At 55.1% G+C, this 18326-nt stretch carries 12 protein-coding genes; 11 read left to right on the plus strand and 1 reads right to left on the minus strand.

Annotated elements, in window-relative coordinates:
* Window positions 1–56 precede the first annotated feature (56 nt).
* The 8 genes from KP705_RS12775 to KP705_RS12810 all read left to right on the plus strand — a co-directional run bounded on the left by KP705_RS12775 (window position 57) and on the right by KP705_RS12810 (window position 13367).
* Complete coding sequence (locus tag KP705_RS12775; RefSeq protein ID WP_215764559.1) at window positions 57–464, plus strand: helix-turn-helix domain-containing protein; 408 nt, start codon at window positions 57–59, stop codon at window positions 462–464.
* 1142 nt (window positions 465–1606) lie between these two features.
* Window positions 1607–2788, plus strand: a complete 1182-nt coding sequence (locus KP705_RS12780) for a NarK/NasA family nitrate transporter (RefSeq protein ID WP_215764560.1) — start codon at window positions 1607–1609, stop codon at window positions 2786–2788.
* Window positions 2788–4434: an alginate export family protein gene (locus KP705_RS12785; RefSeq protein ID WP_215764561.1), complete on the plus strand. Its 1647-nt coding sequence runs from the start codon at window positions 2788–2790 to the stop codon at window positions 4432–4434. The genes KP705_RS12780 and KP705_RS12785 overlap by 1 nt, the downstream gene beginning before the upstream one ends.
* Window positions 4435–4460: 26 nt before the next feature.
* Window positions 4461–7361 carry a nitrite reductase large subunit NirB gene (gene nirB, locus KP705_RS12790; protein ID WP_215764562.1) on the plus strand — a complete coding sequence of 967 codons (2901 nt, stop codon included), beginning with the start codon at window positions 4461–4463 and terminating at the stop codon, window positions 7359–7361.
* A gap of 6 nt (window positions 7362–7367) precedes the next feature.
* Window positions 7368–11291: a bifunctional nitrate reductase/sulfite reductase flavoprotein subunit alpha gene (locus KP705_RS12795; protein WP_215764563.1), complete on the plus strand. Its 3924-nt coding sequence runs from the start codon at window positions 7368–7370 to the stop codon at window positions 11289–11291.
* 15 nt (window positions 11292–11306) lie between these two features.
* Complete coding sequence (locus tag KP705_RS12800; RefSeq protein ID WP_034881312.1) at window positions 11307–11888, plus strand: ANTAR domain-containing response regulator; 582 nt, start codon at window positions 11307–11309, stop codon at window positions 11886–11888.
* Complete coding sequence (locus tag KP705_RS12805; RefSeq protein ID WP_215764564.1) at window positions 11885–12865, plus strand: CmpA/NrtA family ABC transporter substrate-binding protein; 981 nt, start codon at window positions 11885–11887, stop codon at window positions 12863–12865. The genes KP705_RS12800 and KP705_RS12805 overlap by 4 nt, the downstream gene beginning before the upstream one ends.
* A gap of 28 nt (window positions 12866–12893) precedes the next feature.
* Complete coding sequence (locus KP705_RS12810) at window positions 12894–13367, plus strand: nitrate reductase associated protein (RefSeq protein ID WP_153431054.1); 474 nt, start codon at window positions 12894–12896, stop codon at window positions 13365–13367.
* 282 nt (window positions 13368–13649) lie between these two features.
* Here KP705_RS12810 and KP705_RS12815 read toward each other — a convergent pair whose 3' ends face one another.
* Window positions 13650–14756: a Fic family protein gene (locus KP705_RS12815; protein ID WP_215764565.1), complete on the minus strand. Its 1107-nt coding sequence runs from the start codon at window positions 14754–14756 to the stop codon at window positions 13650–13652.
* 257 nt (window positions 14757–15013) lie between these two features.
* On the opposite strand from KP705_RS12815, the gene KP705_RS12820 reads away from it, so the two are divergent.
* Genes KP705_RS12820 through KP705_RS12830 form a run of 3 tightly spaced genes read left to right on the plus strand, consistent with a single transcriptional unit; the run spans window position 15014 to window position 18300 of the window.
* Entirely contained in the window at window positions 15014–15610 is a 597-nt protein-coding gene (locus tag KP705_RS12820) for a restriction endonuclease subunit S (RefSeq protein WP_215764566.1), read from the plus strand.
* Between the two features lie 34 nt (window positions 15611–15644).
* Window positions 15645–17171 (plus strand): type I restriction-modification system subunit M, encoded by a 1527-nt coding sequence (locus KP705_RS12825; protein ID WP_215764567.1) that lies wholly within the window; start codon window positions 15645–15647, stop codon window positions 17169–17171.
* Window positions 17161–18300, plus strand: coding sequence for a restriction endonuclease subunit S (locus KP705_RS12830; protein WP_215764568.1), 1140 nt, complete (start codon window positions 17161–17163; stop codon window positions 18298–18300). The genes KP705_RS12825 and KP705_RS12830 overlap by 11 nt, the downstream gene beginning before the upstream one ends.
* The last annotated feature ends 26 nt before the right edge of the window (window positions 18301–18326 follow it).

The following is an 18326-nucleotide window of genomic DNA, read 5'->3' on the forward strand; positions in this document are numbered from 1 at the left end:
CCTTCTCGGGATCACCCTACAATCTCTAGCCACTAGAGCTTCAAGGGAAAAGCACCATGAGGATCTCGATTGGCGAGTTGGCGCGGCGCACTGGGGTCAAGGTGCCGACGATCCGCTACTACGAAGGCGTCGGGCTTCTTCCGACACCGGCACGAACGGAAGGGCGGCAAAGGCGCTTCGATGCGGACGAGGTCGCCCGGCTCAACTTCATTCGTCATTCCCGCGAGCTGGGCTTCGAGGTCGCCGACATTCGTGAGTTGCTGACGCTTAGCGAGCAGCCGGAGCGTTCCTGCGGCGAGGTGGACGCTATCGCCCGCCGCCACGTCGAGAATATTGACCGACGGATTGGGAGGCTGGTGGCGCTGCGCGCCGAGCTGCAACGCTCGCTAGATCGGTGTGCGCGCGGTACGGTCGAGGAATGCCGGGTGATTGAAGTGCTGGGCTACGGGGACGACAGGGTTTAGCGAAAAGCAGCCCAGAGGCGTTAGCGGACCTGCTGCTAACACCTCCATTGCCGTCATCCCGACAAAGCATTGTCGCAGGAGTTTCTGCCTGCCAGAGAGCAGTGTCCCCTCCCCGCTCTTTCTCCTGCGCCCGATTACGCCCCAGTACGCCGGAGCCCGCCCCTCTACGCCAATATAAGAAGCAGTTGGTTGCGGGTATCAGGTATCCCGATTTGAACCTACGGGTACCAAGTCATTGAAATAATGAAGAATTTGATAGGCATGTGGTGTTGATTGCAACAAAAAACCCCGCCAAGTCAGGGACTTAGCGGGGTTTTGAGGGTGTTTCTGGTTGCGGGGGCACACAACCAATGTAGCCTGCACCTTGTGAGCGGTTTCGTGAAGAAGCTCACTGCATGACATTGTCGATTGACAAACCGTTGTTTTTATCAAAATTTTGTTTTGACAGCGGCCTCTGTAGCCTATTCCGCAGCAATACCCGAATACGGAGGTTACATAATGTCCCATTATGTGCTCCCACGCCAATACGCTTACGTTCAGAAAGCGCCTGCCGCCATGTCGCAAAAGCTCACTCGCTTGGTGATCCAGGAAATTCGACTCCTCTATCTGGAGGCCCCACCCCAGGTTCTGATCACACATATCCTCCGATGATCCGTCTTCCGTCGAACCCATCAAGCAGGGGGCGCCTCATACATATTTAAATAAATAATAATTAAATTATTACAAAATACTTACAAAAATAATTTTGATAATTTATATTATTTTTAAGTGCTTCAAAGGATTTCATAGAAATATATTTTCTATAATTATTTTATATAGATGTACTAATTTAGGCATGCTCATTAAAGCTTGTTTTCCTCTTAAAAAACCCAAAATTACGCATGATATTATGCGATATTTATTTCTCAGCACTCGAAATTTAACCGTCAGAAGGAATCGTTCCAACCATACTTTATTATTTTGACATCAGATCGTTCTGCAATATAGTCTCTACACACAATGTAACGATACTCTATCAGTGCCGGTGGAGAGTCGGGTTTGTCCGGTCAGGACGGAGACGCATAGGGTGGATCAATGACGGTCCACTGGCCCTAAATGGGCGATGACGCATCCCTGTTTGATGGGTCGTCTGGAAATGTATTGTGGACAAGGGTTTCCTGAAAGCTGGGCACGCACCAACCCTGCTGGCCGCTTTTCTATATTTCGACGTCTCATTTATGATCTGGGTTTTGCTGGGTCCTCTTGGCATTGCGATAGCGCATGATCTTCACCTGAATGCTGGGCAGAAAGGACTGCTGGTCGCAACGCCTGTGCTGGCCGGGGCCGCCTTTCGTGTGTTGGCCGGGGGCCTGGTGGATATGTTCGGCCCGCGCCGCGTCGCGATCACCGCACAGTTTACAGTCATTTTCGGCCTTGCCCTGGTCTGGTATCTCGCGCCTCATACTTACGGTCAGATGTTTGGACTGGCGGCCATTCTCGGCGTTTCTGGCGCATCTTTCGCCATTGCCCTTCCCCTTGCCTCCGCCTGGTATCCTCCGCAGTATCAGGGAACCGCGCTCGGCATTGCAGGCGCAGGTAACTCAGGAACCGCGCTGGCCTCACTTTTTGCGCCCGGACTGGCGGTTCTGGTGGGATGGCGCAACGTCATCGGACTTGCGACGCTTCCGCTCATCTGCGTTCTGCTGCTTTTCCTTATTCTGGCCAGAGAGCCCGTCAATCGGCCAGCATCTTCGGGCCTGCGCTCATGGGGTCCAGTTCTTGGATCCGGCGATAGCTGGCTGCTGATGTTCTTCTACAGCGTGACCTTTGGTGGGTTTGTGGGTCTCGCGTCTTTCCTCACCATCTATTTCAACGACCAGTACAATCTCTCTCCCACCATTGCTGGTGCGTGTACGGCATTTGTCGTTTTCGTAGGCTCTTTTGTCCGTCCTGTTGGAGGTGCCTTTGCCGACCGGGTGGGCGGCACCAAAGCCCTGGCCATCCTGTACGCGGTCGCGGCAGGCTGCTTTTGCGTCATCGCCCTTGGACTTCCGACAATCTATCTCGCATTCCCGGTATTCCTTCTGGGGATGGTAACGCTCGGGCTGGGCAATGGCGCCGTTTTTCAGCTTGTTCCAGCACGCTTCCCGCGTCAGGTCGGCATTCTGACAGGGCTGGTCGGTATGGCCGGCGGGGTCGGCGGCTTCTACCTGGCGCTCTCACTGGGGGAAGCCCGACAGATCGTCAATTCTTACGGGCCGGGATTTCTCGCTTTCGCCGGGATCTGCCTGATTGCCTGCATCGCCGTTGTACTGTGTCACCATCGCTGGCGGGAGATCGGCTGATGACTGGTCTTTCCGTCTTCTCTCCCCTTCCCTATGCGCCCGTGCTGGCAGGTCTTGCTTTGGGGGGGCTGGCATTCTCCAGCCCCGTGAAAGCTGACGATACTCCCAACCCCCATGTCGGGGTTCATCTGTCCGAACGCTCCAGAACAAAAGCCGTCACTCCGCCGGTTCACACCCAGCAAAACCGCTCCGCGCACTCCCCGGACTGGGATGCTTTCAATGCGGGGAACGGAGCCGCATCCGGTTTCGGGTCAATGGCGGGCTTTGGTCAGGTTCGTTGGGCGGAAGACTGGAGCGATATCGTTAATACCCCGCCGGAACAGCGCAGGAATGACTGGTTCAGCCGCCTGAAATATATTCGCCTGAATGAAAGCGGAAGTATCTGGCTTTCTCTGAACGCGGAAGAACGCCTCCGTTATGTCTATGAAAACCAGCCCATGATGGGAACGGCAGGCAAGACCAACGCCAACCGGGTTCTTCTGCGCAATCTTTATGGCGCCGATCTTCATCTGGGAGCGCATGTCCGCGCTTATGCCGAGTTCCTGTACGGCGTCGCAGGAGGCTCCAATACCTACGGATACCAGACAGGGGTGCAGCGGGAACGACTGGATCTTCAGCAGGGTATTCTGGAAGTGAAGGGCAATCTTCTGGGAGCCAAAGCCGGCATTATTGGTGGTCGACAGGTCTTCCTTGATACGCCTGTCTTCATGCAGTCCGCCCGGGACCTGACGAATGCACAGCAGACCTGGGATGGTATCCGTGGCTATGCCATCTGGAAACGTTTTCGGGTGGATCTGTTTGATTTCATGCAGACCAACAAACTGCCTGATGCTGTCTTTGGAGATGGCACGAACTACAGTGCCCGGATGTATGGCGCCATGACGTCCACGGCGCTTCCTGCATTCAGAGCCATGGGAAAGAAGAGTCAGCTTTTCGCAGACGTCTTTTACATCGGCTATCTCTACAGTGGCTCCACAGCATCTATCCCGACGACAACGGGTACAGAGGCAGGTTCCAGCCGTCGGGACAATGTCGGCATGCGACTATGGGGAAATATCGGCCCTTTCTCGACGAGCCTGAGCGGTGTGTTTCAGGGAGGCCAGTTTCGGCCAGCACAGGAAAGGCAGCCCACCCGTGCTGTACGGGCTTATGCTGTTAATGCATCCCTGCTGTATAACCGTCCTGATCTTGCGACCAAGCCGAGCGCTGGTCTGCAGGCCGATCTTTTTTCCGGCGGCTCCTATCATAGCAAGGATGGCGCAGTCGGGGCGTTTGCATCCCCTTATTTTCCCTTGCCTTACTATAACGATGTGACATTGTCCGTAACGTCCCAGAACCTAATCGGTGTGGGGCCTCTGGCGATATTTGCTCTGCGGAAAAACCTTCACATCAAGCTGCATGTGCCTTTCTTCTGGCGGGAAAGCACACAGGATGCGGTGTATGGCACAGGCAAGATCTATTCTTGGCGCAATGGGTTATCTGGCGGCTTTATTGGGGCCACTCCCCAGACGCAACTTGCCTGGAACTTTGCTCCACATTGGACCTGGACTCACGACATCGCAGGCTTCATCGCATCTCGCAGCATGCGCACGGCAGGCGCAAAAAGCGACGCGTTCTACATGCAGACTCTCGAATTCAAGTTTTGACCATGACTGCCTCAGAGAACGGACAGATGACCATGAAAGAGAACATCATCATCATCGGCAACGGAATGGTTGGACATTACTGTGCCGAGCAGCTCGTCATGCACGGTCTGCATGAAACGCATCAGATCCATGTCTTTGGCTCTGAGCGCCACCATGCCTATGACCGCGTTCATCTTACGGAATACATGACGAGTCAGGATGCGCTGGCCCTGCGTTTGCATGAGGAAGATTTTCACTCGGCTCACGGCATCATCATGCATCTGGGTGTTCCTGTCATGCGGATCGACCGTGACGCCAGGGCCGTGGAAAGCGAAGAAGGTATTCTTCCCTACAGCACACTGATTTTAGCGACAGGCTCCGTCCCGTTCGTGCCGTCAATACCAGGCAATACCGGAAGTGCAGGTCTTGTCTACCGCACGCTTGAGGACCTGGACATCATCCGCGCTGCCGCTAAAGGAGCCAGCCATGGAACCGTCATTGGTGGCGGCCTGCTGGGACTGGAAGCCGCTCATGCCCTGAAACTTCTGGGGCTGGACGTCAGTGTCGTGCAGCTTGGAACGCATCTGATGTCGGCCCAGCTTGATGAAGAGGGCGGTCGCGCGCTTCGCAGGCGCATTGAGACGCTTGGGATTGATGTGAGAACCTCCCACGCGACCAAAGAGATTGTCGCCGGCGAACAAAAACGTCATCGCTTGGTGTTTGCGAACAGTCCTTCTTTTGAAACCGATATGGTTGTTTTCTCTGCTGGTATCCGCCCGACCGATCAGCTTGGCAGGGCTTGCGGGCTGGCTGTGGGCGCACGGGGCGGCCTCGTGATCGACAATCAGTGCCGGACGTCCGATCCGGACATTTTCGCCATCGGTGAATGTGCGCTCTGGCAGGATCAGGTCTTTGGTCTGGTCGGACCGGGATACACCATGGCGCGGACCGTTGCTTCCCTTTTGGCCGGAGAAGACGCCGCCTTTACGGGCGCGGACATGTCCACCAAGCTCAAGCTTCAGGGTGTGGATGTAGGTTCGATCGGCGATGCGCACGGACGGGAGCCCGGCGCCACGAGCTATCGCTTCATCGGCGAGGCCGATGGCTCCTATCGGCGTCTCGTTCTGTCCGCGGACGGCCAGCGTGTGACAGGGGCGATCCTTGTTGGGGACAATTCCTATTACGACACGATCTTCCAGTATGTTCAGAACGGCATCAAACCGCCGGCTGACCCCGCCGCACTGATCCTGCCGCGTGGTGAAGGGGCAGAGCTTTTGGGCGCGGACGCCCTGCCTGATACGGCCATGATCTGCTCCTGCCACAACGTTACGAAAGGCTCGATCTGTAGCGCCATTGATGCGGGTTGCGCCGATCTGGCCACGCTCAAGCAGAGCACAAAGGCCAGTACAGGCTGCGGCGGCTGCGCGGCTCTGCTCAAGAGCGTGTTCGAAACGGAACTTTCCGCCCGGGGCATCGAGGTCGATCACAGCCTTTGCGAGCATTTTTCCCATACACGTCAGGAGTTGTACTCCCTCGTTCGTGTCCATGGCATCCGCAGCTTTGAAGAGCTGATGACACGCCACGGTAATGGCGGTTTAGGCTGCGATATCTGCAAGCCAACCATTGGCTCGATCCTTGCCTCGGCATGGAACAAGCCGATCACCGATCCGCTCTATATTCCTTTGCAGGACACGAACGACACGTTCATGGCCAATATGCAGAAGAACGGCACCTACTCGGTAGTTCCTCGCATTGCAGGTGGCGAAATTACCCCGGACAAGCTGATTGTCCTGGGGCAGGTTGCAAAGAAATATGGCCTCTACACCAAGATCACCGGTGGCCAGCGTGTCGATCTGTTTGGCGCTCAACTCCACCAGCTTCCCAAAATCTGGGGAGAGCTTCTGGAGGCAGGATTTGAGACGGGCCATGCTTATGGAAAGTCCACACGGACGGTAAAATCCTGTGTTGGCAGCACATGGTGCCGTTATGGCGTGCAGGATAGCGTCGGTAAGGCGCTGGATCTTGAGAACCGCTATAAGGGGCTGCGCTCTCCGCACAAGCTCAAATTCGCCGTATCCGGCTGTACGCGGGAATGCGCCGAGGCCCAGAGCAAGGATGTGGGCATTATCGCTACGGAAAACGGCTGGAACCTGTATGTCTGTGGCAATGGCGGGATGCGTCCGCGCCATGCAGAGCTTTTCGCGACCGATCTCGATTCAGAAACGCTCATGAAATACATCGACCGCTTCCTGATGTTCTACATCCGTACCGCAGACAAGCTCCAGCGCACGTCTGTCTGGCGGGAAGGTCTGGAGGGCGGTCTCGATTATCTCAAAGACGTCATCATCAAGGACAGCCTTGGCATTGCCGAAGAGCTGGAACAGCAGATGCAGCATGTGGTCGAAACATACCACTGTGAATGGAAGGATGCCCTGACGGACGGCGAGAAGCTCAAGCGCTTCCGCACTTTTGTCAATGACAGCCGCCCCGATCCAAACGTTCAGCTTGTTCCCGAGCGCGATCAGGTCAAACCAGCTCCCAATCAGGCTACCCTTTTGGAAGGCGCGGGTCCGGTGGAATGGACGGCCCTGTGCGACAAGAACGATCTGGTCCCACGATCAGGCGTGGTTGCCTGGTATGAAGGTGCGCAGATCGCCCTGTTTTATCTGCCGGAAACGGAAAACACATCCGCCCGCGTTTTTGCCGTGGACAACCATGACCCATTCTCGAAGGCCAATATCATCGGACGCGGCATCATAGGGGATCTGCGGGGGCAGCTCGTTGTCGCCTCCCCGCTTTACAAACAGCATTTCAATCTGGAAAACGGGATCTGTCTTGAAGATTCCAGCAAATCCCTGCGAACGTGGGACACGCGTCTGACCCCCGAAGGCAAGGTTGAAATCCGCGCCAGGGTTATGGAGACCATCGCAGAACGCCTGTCTGCTTAACTGTTCATGACACGGGAAGACATCCGTTCTGTCTGCCCCTATTGCGGTGTCGGCTGCGGCATCGTGCTGGAGGTTGAGAACCATCAGATCGTCAAGGTGCGCGGAGATACCGAGCACCCGACGAATGGTGGTCGCCTATGCACCAAAGGAAGTTCCTGCGACAAACCGGTGTCATCGTCTACACGGCTGGATATGCCGCAGATCCGGCCGCACAGGACGTCTCTGCCCGTTCCCACCCGAATGGACGCAGCCATCAGGGAAACAGCCCGTCGCCTGAAGCAGATTCTGGAAGAATACGGCCCGGATGCGATCTCCCTTTACGTCTCCGGCCAGATGTCTCTGGAAGCGCAGTATCTGGCGAACAAACTTGTCAAAGGATACCTGAGAACCCAGCATATCGAGTCCAACTCCCGTCTGTGCATGGCGGCGGCGGGAGCTGGCTACAAACTCTCCCTGGGCGCAGATGCCCCTCCGGGAAGCTACGAGGATTTCGACTGCACGGACCTGTTCTTCGTGATCGGCGCCAATATGGCCGACTGCCATCCGATCCTGTTCCTGCGCCTGATGGACCGCAAACGTCAGGGAGCTAAACTCATCGTCGTTGATCCACGACGGACCGCTACGGCAGACAAGGCGGACCTGTTCCTTCAGATCCGCCCAGGCACCGATCTCGCCCTGCTGAACGGCATTCTTCACATTCTGGTTCGTGATGACGCGATAGATCCGGACTTTATCGCCAGTGCAACGAAGGACTGGAGCGATATGCCAGCTTTTCTGGCAGATTATTCTCCCGAACGCGTTGCCGGGATTACCGGCCTTCCACAAGATGATATCGAAACAGCCGCCAGATGGATTGCGGAAGCCGATGCGTGGCTGACGCTGTGGACCATGGGACTGAACCAGAGCACTTCAGGAGCCTGGAATACCAACGCGATCTGCAATCTTCATCTTGCCACTGGCGCCATTTGCCGCCCGGGCGCCGGACCGTTTTCCCTCACAGGACAGCCCAATGCCATGGGTGGTCGAGAAATGGGCTATATGGGCCCCGGCCTCCCCGGCCAGCGCTCGGCATTGGTCGATGATGACCGGGCCTTTGTCGAGCAACAATGGAAGCTGCCCGCAGGAACCATTCGCAAAGCAGGTGGCCATGGCGCGATAGCCATGTTCGAAGCCATGACCCGCGGTGAAATCCGTGCCTGCTGGATCATCTGCACAAACCCTGTCGCGACTGTGCCACGCCGTGCCAACGTTACCGCGGCTCTTGAAGCCGCTGATCTGGTCATTGTTCAGGATGCCTACGCCGACACGGAAACGGCGGCTTATGCGGATATTCTTCTGCCGGGTGCGTTATGGGCCGAAGGAGATGGCGTGCTGGTCAACTCTGACCGCACCATGACGCTGGCCCGGCAGGCTGTCTCTCCGCCCGGTGAAGCCATGGCAGACTGGGACATCATTGCACGTGTCGCCTGTGAGATGGGCTTTGAGGAGGCTTTCACTTTCTCATCTTCTACTGAAGTCTTTGACGAAGCCAGCCGTTTCGCCAATCCCAGGACAGGCTACGATATTTCCGGAGTCAGCCACGACCGTCTGAAATCCGGTCCCGTCCAGTGGCCTAGCCAGACGGGAGACGCCCTGCCCCGCCATCCGATCCGCTACCGGCCTGACCCGAATAAACCGCCTGTTTTCGCCACTGACGACGGAAAAGCGGCTTTTCATGCCCGACCTTATCTCCCCTTGGAAGAACAGCCGGACGACGAATTCCCTTTCCTGCTCAACACCGGGCGCCTCCAGCATCAATGGCACACGCTCACCAAAACTGGTCGGGTCGATGGACTTAACAAGCTCAATTCCGGCCCTTTCGTGGAAATCGCTCTTGCTGATGCCGAACGGCTGGGCCTGTGCAAGGACGATCCCGTCGAACTCCGCTCCCGCCGGGGCACCGCAATCCTTCCCGCCCGTCCAACTGACCGCGTTGCGCCGGGAACATGCTTTGCACCCTTTCACTGGAACGACCGCTTCGGCGAAAATCTGACAATCAATGCTGTCACGGCCGATTTCACGGACCCCGTCTCCCTTCAGCCGGGGATCAAACACTGCGCAGTGTCCCTCTCGCGCATCGAAACTGTTTCTGTTCCCGCAGAGGAGAACGCTCCAGCCATGCCGCTTGATTATCTGACACAGCATCTTGGCCTCGCTCGAGCGGAACCCCTGGTCCTGTCCGTTGAAAGTCGCCAGTGGTTGACGGGATTCATGGACGGCCTGAAACTTGTCCCACCGGCAAACGAGCTTCCCTTTGTTCCCCCGAGTGCTCCTTTGCCGACAGAGCAGAAAGCCAGAATTAATGGCCTTCTGGCTGGTCTGTATGCCCGCAGCCCTGTGTCGAAGGATCCTGCTGTTTCGGAAAGTCCGACCGGTACCCAACCAAGGCTTCTTCTTCGGTGGGCGTCCCAGACAGGTCGGGCAGAAGGTCTGGCTGAAGAACTCGCTGTCTGGCTGAAAGAAAGCGGCTACGGTGTCGATGCCACGAGTCTGGATACCAGCAAACCCGCCGATCTTTGCGGAACGGTCCTCTTCGTCGTTTCCACCTTCGGCGACGGAGATGCCCCTGATAGCGCCAGTGCTTTCTGGGATGAGCTTCGCAATACTCAGGAACTGCGCGAAGATATCCGTTACGCCATGATAGCTCTTGGGGATTCTTCATACGCCAGTTTCTGCGGGTTTGGTCGGGCTCTTGATGACCGCCTGATCGCGCTCGGCGCAACCCCGCTTATGCCACGACAGGATTGTGAGCCCGATTACGAAGAAACCGTTGAGGCTTGGCAGCACAGATTTCTGGCTGCCCTGGGTACCAAAACGGTCCCAGTCCCAGCCGTTCCGTTACCGGACGCACCAGCCATCACCCGAGCCAACCCTGCGATTGCACGCATCAGCCTTAATCACTGCCTGACGGGAAGGAACAGCGACAAGGAAACACGACAGATCGTTCTGGATCTCTCCGGGACAGGATTGCACTATGAACCTGGGGATGCTCTGGGGGTCTGGCCCTGCAATGCTGACTCAACTGTTGAGAGCGTTCTAAGCTCTCTGGGACTACCTTCCGGCACAACAGTCTCAGTGCGAGGTCATGGAACTGTGTCGCTCGCAGACGCCCTGACCAGACATTTCGATCTGTCCCGACCGTCTCCGGCGTTGCTGGAAAAATTGGGGGCGCCGTCTTCCAGCTACCTGCCGGAGCTGCTGGCAACAGCCAAAATCGGCGTGCAGGCTCAGGATATCCCGAACCTTTTCCGCCGGATGCAGCCTCGCCTCTATTCAATCGCATCATCGCTGAAAGCATACCCTGACAGCGTACACATCACGGTGGGTGTCAATAATGAGCCCTACCCTGGTCTGTGCTCAAACTGGCTGGGAAGTTTACACGAAGATTCCGAGGTCCCGGTTTTCCTACAGACCACATCCCAGTTCCGTTTACCTGACGATCATACCAAATCTGTCATCATGGTTGGGCCAGGCACAGGAATTGCCCCCTTCCGTGCTTTCCTCCAGGAGCGGGCGGCCTGTAACAGCCCGGGCCGAAACTGGCTTTTCTTCGGAGAGCGTCATGCAGAAAACGGGTTTTACTATCGCGAGGAGCTGGAAGGCTTCATGGAACAGGGATGCCTGACACATCTGCATATGGCATTTTCCCGTGATCAGGACCAGCGGATCTATGTCCAGGACCGCATGGAAGAAAACGGCGAAGAACTCTGGAGATGGCTGCATGGAGGCGCATATTTCTACGTGTGCGGAGATGCTGCGCGAATGGCCAGGGACGTCGATAGCGCCCTGCGCCGTATCGTAGCCCGCTATGGCGGTATGTCCACGGAACAGGCCGATGAGTATGTCAGTAACCTTGTAAGAAATGGGCGATACGTCCGTGATGTGTACTGATATAGCTCCATGACAATGAAAATTCTTCTCGCAGACGAGAACTCCCAGCGGGCTGGCGCCCTGTCAGAGATTTTGAAAGCTGATTCTTCATTGGAGGTCATTCGACTTGAAGGGTACGAAAGTCTGATTTCAGCGGTCAAAGCTCACGTTCCTGACATTGTGCTCGTGGACATCTGCCGCGCCGACCGCGACGGACTGGACAGTGTGCGGGCGCTATCCTCCTCCGGGTTGGAGCGCCCCGTCGCCCTGTTTGTCGACGAAGATGACGAAGCGCTCATGGAAGATGCTTTTGCGGCTGGCGTCTGTTCCTACAACGTGATGGATACGCCGCCTCGGGACGTCAAACCCCTGCTTCGGTCGGCGATTGCACTATACCGTCGCTTTCAGGAAACAGCAGCCGAGCTGAAAGCGGCCCGACAGGTCCTTTCGGATCGGGAAACTGTCGATACAGCAAAGAAAATCTTCATGCGTAACGAACGCTGCAGCGAGGCAGAAGCCTATCGCTGGTTCAGACGCCGAGCCATGCAGCAGGCCCGTAAGCTGGTGGATGTTGCCACTGACTACCTCCGGGTTCACACCAAGGATGATGCATCATGAGTTCTGCCATCAGAATAGGCCTGCTGAGGCTGGCAGATAGCGCCCCTCTGATTATCGCCCGCAATCTCGGAATATTTGAAAAACATGGTCTGGATGCGGAACTGATAGTCTCGCCATCGTGGGCCAATATCGCAGATGGTCTTGTCTGGAATGGACTGGACGCTGCCCTGGTTTTCCCTCCTTTGGCGATCATGACGGCGCTGGGTCATCGCGGTCGGGAAATCGGCCTGCACCGGGGTATCCCTATCAGCCGTGGCGGCAACACGGTTGTTCTTCGTGGACAGCACCTCCCACCGTTCCTGGGAACGGATGACGTGACAAAGCACCGAAATTTTGAAAGCTGGCGTACGGGTTTAAGCCGGCGCCCCAAGCTGGCAGTAGTACATCTGTATTCGACCCATTTCCTCATTCTGATGGACTTCCTCAAAAGTTTGCATGCCCATCCAGAACAGGATGTGGAAATCGTCATCATGCCCCCCGACCGCATGATAGATGCTCTGGCCGCTGCGGAAATTGACGGCTTTTGTGCGGGCCCACCTTGGGGAACGGAAGCCGATCTGCATGGTCTCGGATCCATCGTAGCTGGATCCGCCAATATCCATACCGGTCATCTGGAGAAAACTCTCGTGACGACACAACGCTGGGGTCAGAGTGCGCCGGCGCTGACGCAAGCTTTGCAGGCCGCCATTGGCGAAGCAACACGCTTCTGTATGAACCCCAGCAATTCTGCGGAGATCGTTCGTCAACTTTCCAGCCCCCTGGCGAACGGCGGCCTGGCCCTTCCACGCGAAGCGACAGAAAAGATCATGCCTGATCAGCACAACCTCAACGCCATGCAATTCGATTTTTCGGCTTCAGACGTCGATCTTTCAATCAGTTGGATGATCCGGGTCATGCAGGCACAGGGTTGGTTAACCCCTGCGAATATGAAGCGGCTTTACGAACTTGGCTGGCTCACACCGGCCCCTATTTCCTAAGCTACACAGATCTTCCGGAGACAGAACCATGAGCACAGATTTACAGATATTTGAATTCGAACGTGATTTCGCCGATACGCTTCGCTGCATTCCAATGAGCGTGCGCATGAAACTCGATGAATGTGGAATAAAACTCAGTCTCCGCCAATGGAGCCATTTCAGTTACAACGATCGTTACGAACTCTGCTACCGTCCGACAGAATCAGATCCTGATAGGCTGACCTATCGTCGTTTCCTGAAAGACTTGATTCGCACACGCACCAATGAAGAACCTGTTTTTCTTGATCAGCCACAGTCTACTGAATGGCAGGATAGCCAGTCGGTGCCCCTGTGCCTCCAAAAGCAGATTATGGAGAAAGAACTTTCCTCTATACCACTGCAAAAATGGGCAACCTTAACGCCCTTGCAACGCTTTTCGCTTGTAAAGCTTTGCCGATCTGGCCACGAAAATCATAATCTTCCTGTCGCTTTGAAAGAATTTATTTTTCAGGGCCGCGAATAGTATACATTCAAAAAAATTTTGTGAATGACGGACCAAAATCGATATATTTTACAGTCGAGAGATATCCCATTTATCCTTATACACGGAGAAATTTGGCTTCATATTCGTTAATATTCTTGTTTTTTTGAAAAATAAGTGAATGTTAAAATATTCCTTTTTTTCTACTAACCTTACTTTGGATAATTCTTCGGAAATTCTCTATTGCCGCAACAGAGACGATGAATTGCCTTTCCCGCGATCTGGAGAAAGCCAGAGCATTAAATGCAATCCACGGCTCACGCCTCAGGGAAGAACCAGAACATAACTCGTGCTTCTGCCACCCGCCGCCTCCTTATCCAAGACACCGCGCTCTACGAGATCATTGATATCCCGCAGGGCTGTATCTGGTGACGTCTTTGCGAGCTTTGCCCATTTGGATGACGTCAGCTTACCCTCGAACCCGTCCAGCAGACGGTTCAGCATGAGACATTGCCGGTCATTGATTGATTGACCTACCAGAGTGTCCCAGAAGCGGGCCTTCTGAATGACCTTTCCCAGGACCAGTTCAGCACGGTCAAAAGCACGATCCAGAGCCCCCAGAAACCAGCGCAGCCAGGGCGTGATGTCCATGTCTCCTTTCTGGGTGGCCTCAAGAATGGCGTAATACTCTTTCCGCTCCTGACAGATCTGGGCTGACAGGCTGTAGAAACGCTGGTCTGTCTGCTCCGAACGCGCCAATATGAGGTCGCCAATGACCCGCGCCATGCGCCCGTTCCCGTCCTCGAATGGATGAAGGGTAACAAACCACAGATGTGCAATGGCCGCCTTGAGCACAGGGTCCAACCCCTGCCCAGCATTGCACCAGTCGAGAAAAACCTGCATCTCCGCGGGCACGCTGCTGGCGGACGGGGCTTCATAGTGGACTTTCTCGCGTCCGACAGGCCCTGATACGACCTGCATCGGACCGGTTCTGTCATCACGCCATTCTCCGACCAGAATACGCGACATGCCGTTTCGGCCAGTCGGGAACAAGGCCGCATGCCATGCGAACAGCCTCTCTGCGGTCAATGGATCGGCATAATGCCGGGTCGCGTCCAGCATCATCTCCACGACACCTTCAACGTCCCGATCCACCGGTGCCAGTGCACCAATATCCATACCCAGTCGCAGGGCGATGGACGAGCGCACCTGCTCGCGATCGAGATTCTCGCCTTCAATCTCGCTCGATTTGAGGACATCTTCCGTCAGGGTCTGGAGCAGGGCTTCCGACCTGAAATCGAACCCCAGACTTTCCATGCGTCCCAGAAGCCGACCCTGCCGGTGACGCACGGCGGCCAGTTCATGGGAAATGATCTCTTTGTCCCATTGAAAACCCGGCCATTCCGGGCGCTGATAGATATATCGTACCATATTCCCCGCGTCCTTTGCGGAAAATATGCCACCTAATCGCCGCAGGGTGCAACCTCTATCGCCGCAACAGATGCGGCTATTCCCTCAGGCCAGCGATCTCGAGTTCGTCCCACATGCCCCTTCCCTTTGCGTAACATGTGGCGCAATCGCCCTCTTACCATAATCCGGGGGACGTCTGAATTATGCCCCTTTATGCGTGAATGTCTTTCGTGCATATCATCGTTGACAAGCAACCGCTCTCATTTTTATAAATACGCATGAAACATGTTCACGCAGATAAAGCGGTCCTTTCAGATATCGCGGCAGTCGTAGCAGGCCACCCGTTCCGAGGGAAGATTGAGCCGACCGAAGGGGCAGAAACAGCTGTCGTGCAGATGCGGGACACCTCACCTTCTGGCGTGGACTGGACGTCCTGCGTGCGCACCGAAGTGGCCGGGCGGCGTGAGCCGGACTGGCTGCGTCCGGGCGATATTCTCTTCCCGGCCCGTGGCAATGTGTCGCAGGCCGTTCTGATCGATGAAAGCATCGGCAGCCTTCAGGCCGTCGCCGCTCCACACTTCTTTCTGCTGCGCGTGTCGCGTCCAGACGTGCTGCCCGCCTGGCTGGCCTGGTGGCTTAACCAGGAACCCGCGCAGCGGCATCTGGAGCAGAACGGCCAGAGTTCCACCCTTGTGCGCAACATCGCCCGGCCGGTGCTGGAGGCCACGCCGATCATGCTGCCTCCGTTGCCCCGACAGCAGCAGATTGTCGGGCTGGCCAGCGCCATGCAGCGCGAGGAAGAGCTTCTCCACCGCCTGCGCCAGACCAGCCAGCAGATCATGACCGGGCTTGCCAGAGACCTTCTGGCGGACTGACACTCCCTTACGTTTTGAAACAGGATTTGAGTTCGTGACCGAGCAGATTTCACAAGACACCATCAACAAGGCACTCTGGAACGCCTGCGATACCTTCCGTGGCACCGTTAGCCCTGACACCTACCGCGATTACGTGCTGACCATGCTGTTCCTGAAATACATCTCCGATGTGTGGCAGGACCATTATGACAGCTACAAAACAGAATACGGCGACAACCCCGCCCTGATCGAGGCCATGATGGCGCAGGAACGCTTTGTTCTGCCCAAAGGCTCGGACTTCTATACGCTCTATAAAGAGCGCAACACCCCTGGAAATGGGGAGCGGATTGATAAAGCCCTGCACGCCATTGAAGAGTCCAACGGCACCAAGCTGAAGGACGCAGGCAAGAGCGTCTTCCAGGACATCAGCTTCAACTCCGACAAGCTGGGAGATGAGAAGCAGAAGAACACCATCCTGCGGCATCTGCTGGAAGACTTCCACAAGCCGGACCTGAACCTGCGCCCTTCCCGCGTGGGCAATCTGGACGTGATCGGCAACGGCTATGAGTTTCTCATCAAAAACTTCGCCGCCAGTGGCGGGCAGAAAGCTGGCGAGTTCTACACCCCGCCGGAAGTCAGTGAACTGCTGGCCCGTATTCTGAGCCCGCAACCGGGCGAGACCATTTGTGATCCGGCCTGCGGCTCGGCGTCATTGCTGATGAAATGCGGACGGCAGGTGACGCAGAACCACAAGGGCAGCAAGGATTACGCCCTGTATGGGCAGGAAGCCATTGGCTCGACTTGGTCCTTTGCCAAGATGAACATGTTCCTGCATGGCGAGGACAATCATCGGATTGAATGGGGCGACACCATCCGCAACCCCAAGCTGCTGGATGATAAAAACCACCTGATGCGCTTTGACGTGGTGACGGCCAACCCGCCCTTCAGTCTCGACAAATGGGGCCATGAAGATGCAGCGGACGACGTGCATCATCGCTTTGCCCGTGGTGTACCGCCGAAGACCAAGGGCGATTACGCCTTCATTTTGCACATGATTTCCACTTTGCGCGACCGCACAGGCCGCATGGGGGTTGTGGTGCCGCATGGCGTGCTGTTCCGGGGCAGTTCGGAAGGTAAGATCCGCCAGAAGCTGATTGAAGAAAACCTGCTGGACGCGGTGATCGGCCTGCCGGAAAAGCTGTTCTTCGGCACGGGGATTCCAGCCGCCATTCTGATTTTCCGCAAGGACCGCAAGACCAAGGATGTGCTGTTCATTGATGCCAGCCGCGAGTTCAAAGCAGGCAAGAACCAGAACGTGCTGACTGAAGAGAACATCACGAAGATCGTGGACACCTACCGTGCCCGCAAGAACGTGGACAAATACGCCCACCTCGCCACACCGGACGAGATTAAAGAGAACGACTACAACCTGAACATTCCGCGTTATGTTGATACGTTTGAGGAAGAAGAAGAAATCGACCTGAACGCCGTGCGGGCTGAACGGGCGGAGATCAAGGCAGAACTGGCAACGCTGGAAGCCCAGATGGACGCCTATCTGAAGGAGCTGGGTTATGCTTCCTGAGGGGTGGAAACATGCAAAATTAGGCGAAATTATCAAGCTTTCGAGTGGTGATAAAAAGCCTAATGATACCGTTAAAGAAATTAGTAGAAGCCACCACATTCCAGTATATGGTGGAAATGGTATTATGGGATATTCTACGTTATCCAACATTTATTCAGAATGTATATCTATCGGAAGAGTTGGAGAGTATTGCGGAAGCGTTCATGCTATTAAAAATACTTCGTGGATAACTGACAATTCTCTCTATACAAAAGAAATGTCAAAAAACTGCGATTTCTCATTCATTTACTATCTTTTAATAAATTCAAATATTCCAAATTTAAGGAATAAGGGAGGACAACCTCTCGTCTCTCAAAAGCCAATTTATGGATTACCTATCCTCCTCCCCCCTCTTTCTGAACAGAAGAAGATCGCGGCGATCCTCTCGACTTGGGATCGTGCGATTGAGGGGACGGAGAAGCTTCTGGCCAACAGCCAGCAGCAGAAAAAAACCCTCATGCAGCAACTCCTCACAGGCAAAAAACGCCTACCGGGGTTCACGGGGGAGTGGAGAATTTGCTCTCTTTCAGACGTCGCCACGGTACAAACGGCAACATCCAAAACTCAATATATCTGTGAGAATGGAGAACGATTTATTGTCGATATGGGTTCGATAAACCGATTAGGAAATCTCGTTTGTACGAAATCAACTCAGCATAATGCCGACCTTTTGCCAAAAGGTACGTTGGTCATGCCAAAAGACGATATCGGAGGCGGAAATATTATAGGCCGAACATCTTACATTGATCGAGACGATCTATATGTGCTGGGCGACCATGTTTACGCTCTTCACATTGACGATTGTGACAGTAAATTTGTTCACTTTATAATAAATTCATACCCAATAAATAAAAATTTACGTCGCAGAGCTAACGGTACAGCCCAGTTGGGCTTGGGAAAAAAGGATGTTCTTAGACAAAAAATAAAGATCCCATCCGAATTGCCTGAACAAAAAGCCATCGCCGCTGTTCTGACCACAGCAGACGAAGAAATCACAGCGCTTGAATCCGATCTCTCCCGCCTGCGTCAGGAAAAGAAAGCCCTGATGCAGCAGCTTCTCACCGGCAAGCGCCGCGTGACAATTGATTAAGTCATTTCAGTTCGCAGGATATTTTA

This window comes from Gluconobacter sp. P1D12_c (genome assembly GCF_018812105.1).
In the GTDB taxonomy this organism is placed as follows: domain Bacteria; phylum Pseudomonadota; class Alphaproteobacteria; order Acetobacterales; family Acetobacteraceae; genus Gluconobacter; species Gluconobacter oxydans_A.

Excerpts from the sequence above, each read along its gene's own strand:
- KP705_RS12775 (WP_215764559.1), top strand. The coding sequence starts at position 57 with ATGAGGATCTCGATTGGCGAGTTGGCGCGGCGCACTGGGGTCAAGGTG.
- KP705_RS12785 (WP_215764561.1), top strand. The coding sequence starts at position 2,788 with ATGACTGGTCTTTCCGTCTTCTCTCCCCTTCCCTATGCGCCCGTGCTG.
- nirB (WP_215764562.1), top strand. The coding sequence starts at position 4,461 with ATGACCATGAAAGAGAACATCATCATCATCGGCAACGGAATGGTTGGA.
- KP705_RS12795 (WP_215764563.1), top strand. The coding sequence starts at position 7,368 with ATGACACGGGAAGACATCCGTTCTGTCTGCCCCTATTGCGGTGTCGGC.
- KP705_RS12800 (WP_034881312.1), top strand. The coding sequence starts at position 11,307 with ATGAAAATTCTTCTCGCAGACGAGAACTCCCAGCGGGCTGGCGCCCTG.
- KP705_RS12805 (WP_215764564.1), top strand. The coding sequence starts at position 11,885 with ATGAGTTCTGCCATCAGAATAGGCCTGCTGAGGCTGGCAGATAGCGCC.
- KP705_RS12810 (WP_153431054.1), top strand. The coding sequence starts at position 12,894 with ATGAGCACAGATTTACAGATATTTGAATTCGAACGTGATTTCGCCGAT.
- KP705_RS12815 (WP_215764565.1), bottom strand. The coding sequence starts at position 14,756 with ATGGTACGATATATCTATCAGCGCCCGGAATGGCCGGGTTTTCAATGG.
- KP705_RS12820 (WP_215764566.1), top strand. The coding sequence starts at position 15,014 with ATGAAACATGTTCACGCAGATAAAGCGGTCCTTTCAGATATCGCGGCA.
- KP705_RS12830 (WP_215764568.1), top strand. The coding sequence starts at position 17,161 with ATGCTTCCTGAGGGGTGGAAACATGCAAAATTAGGCGAAATTATCAAG.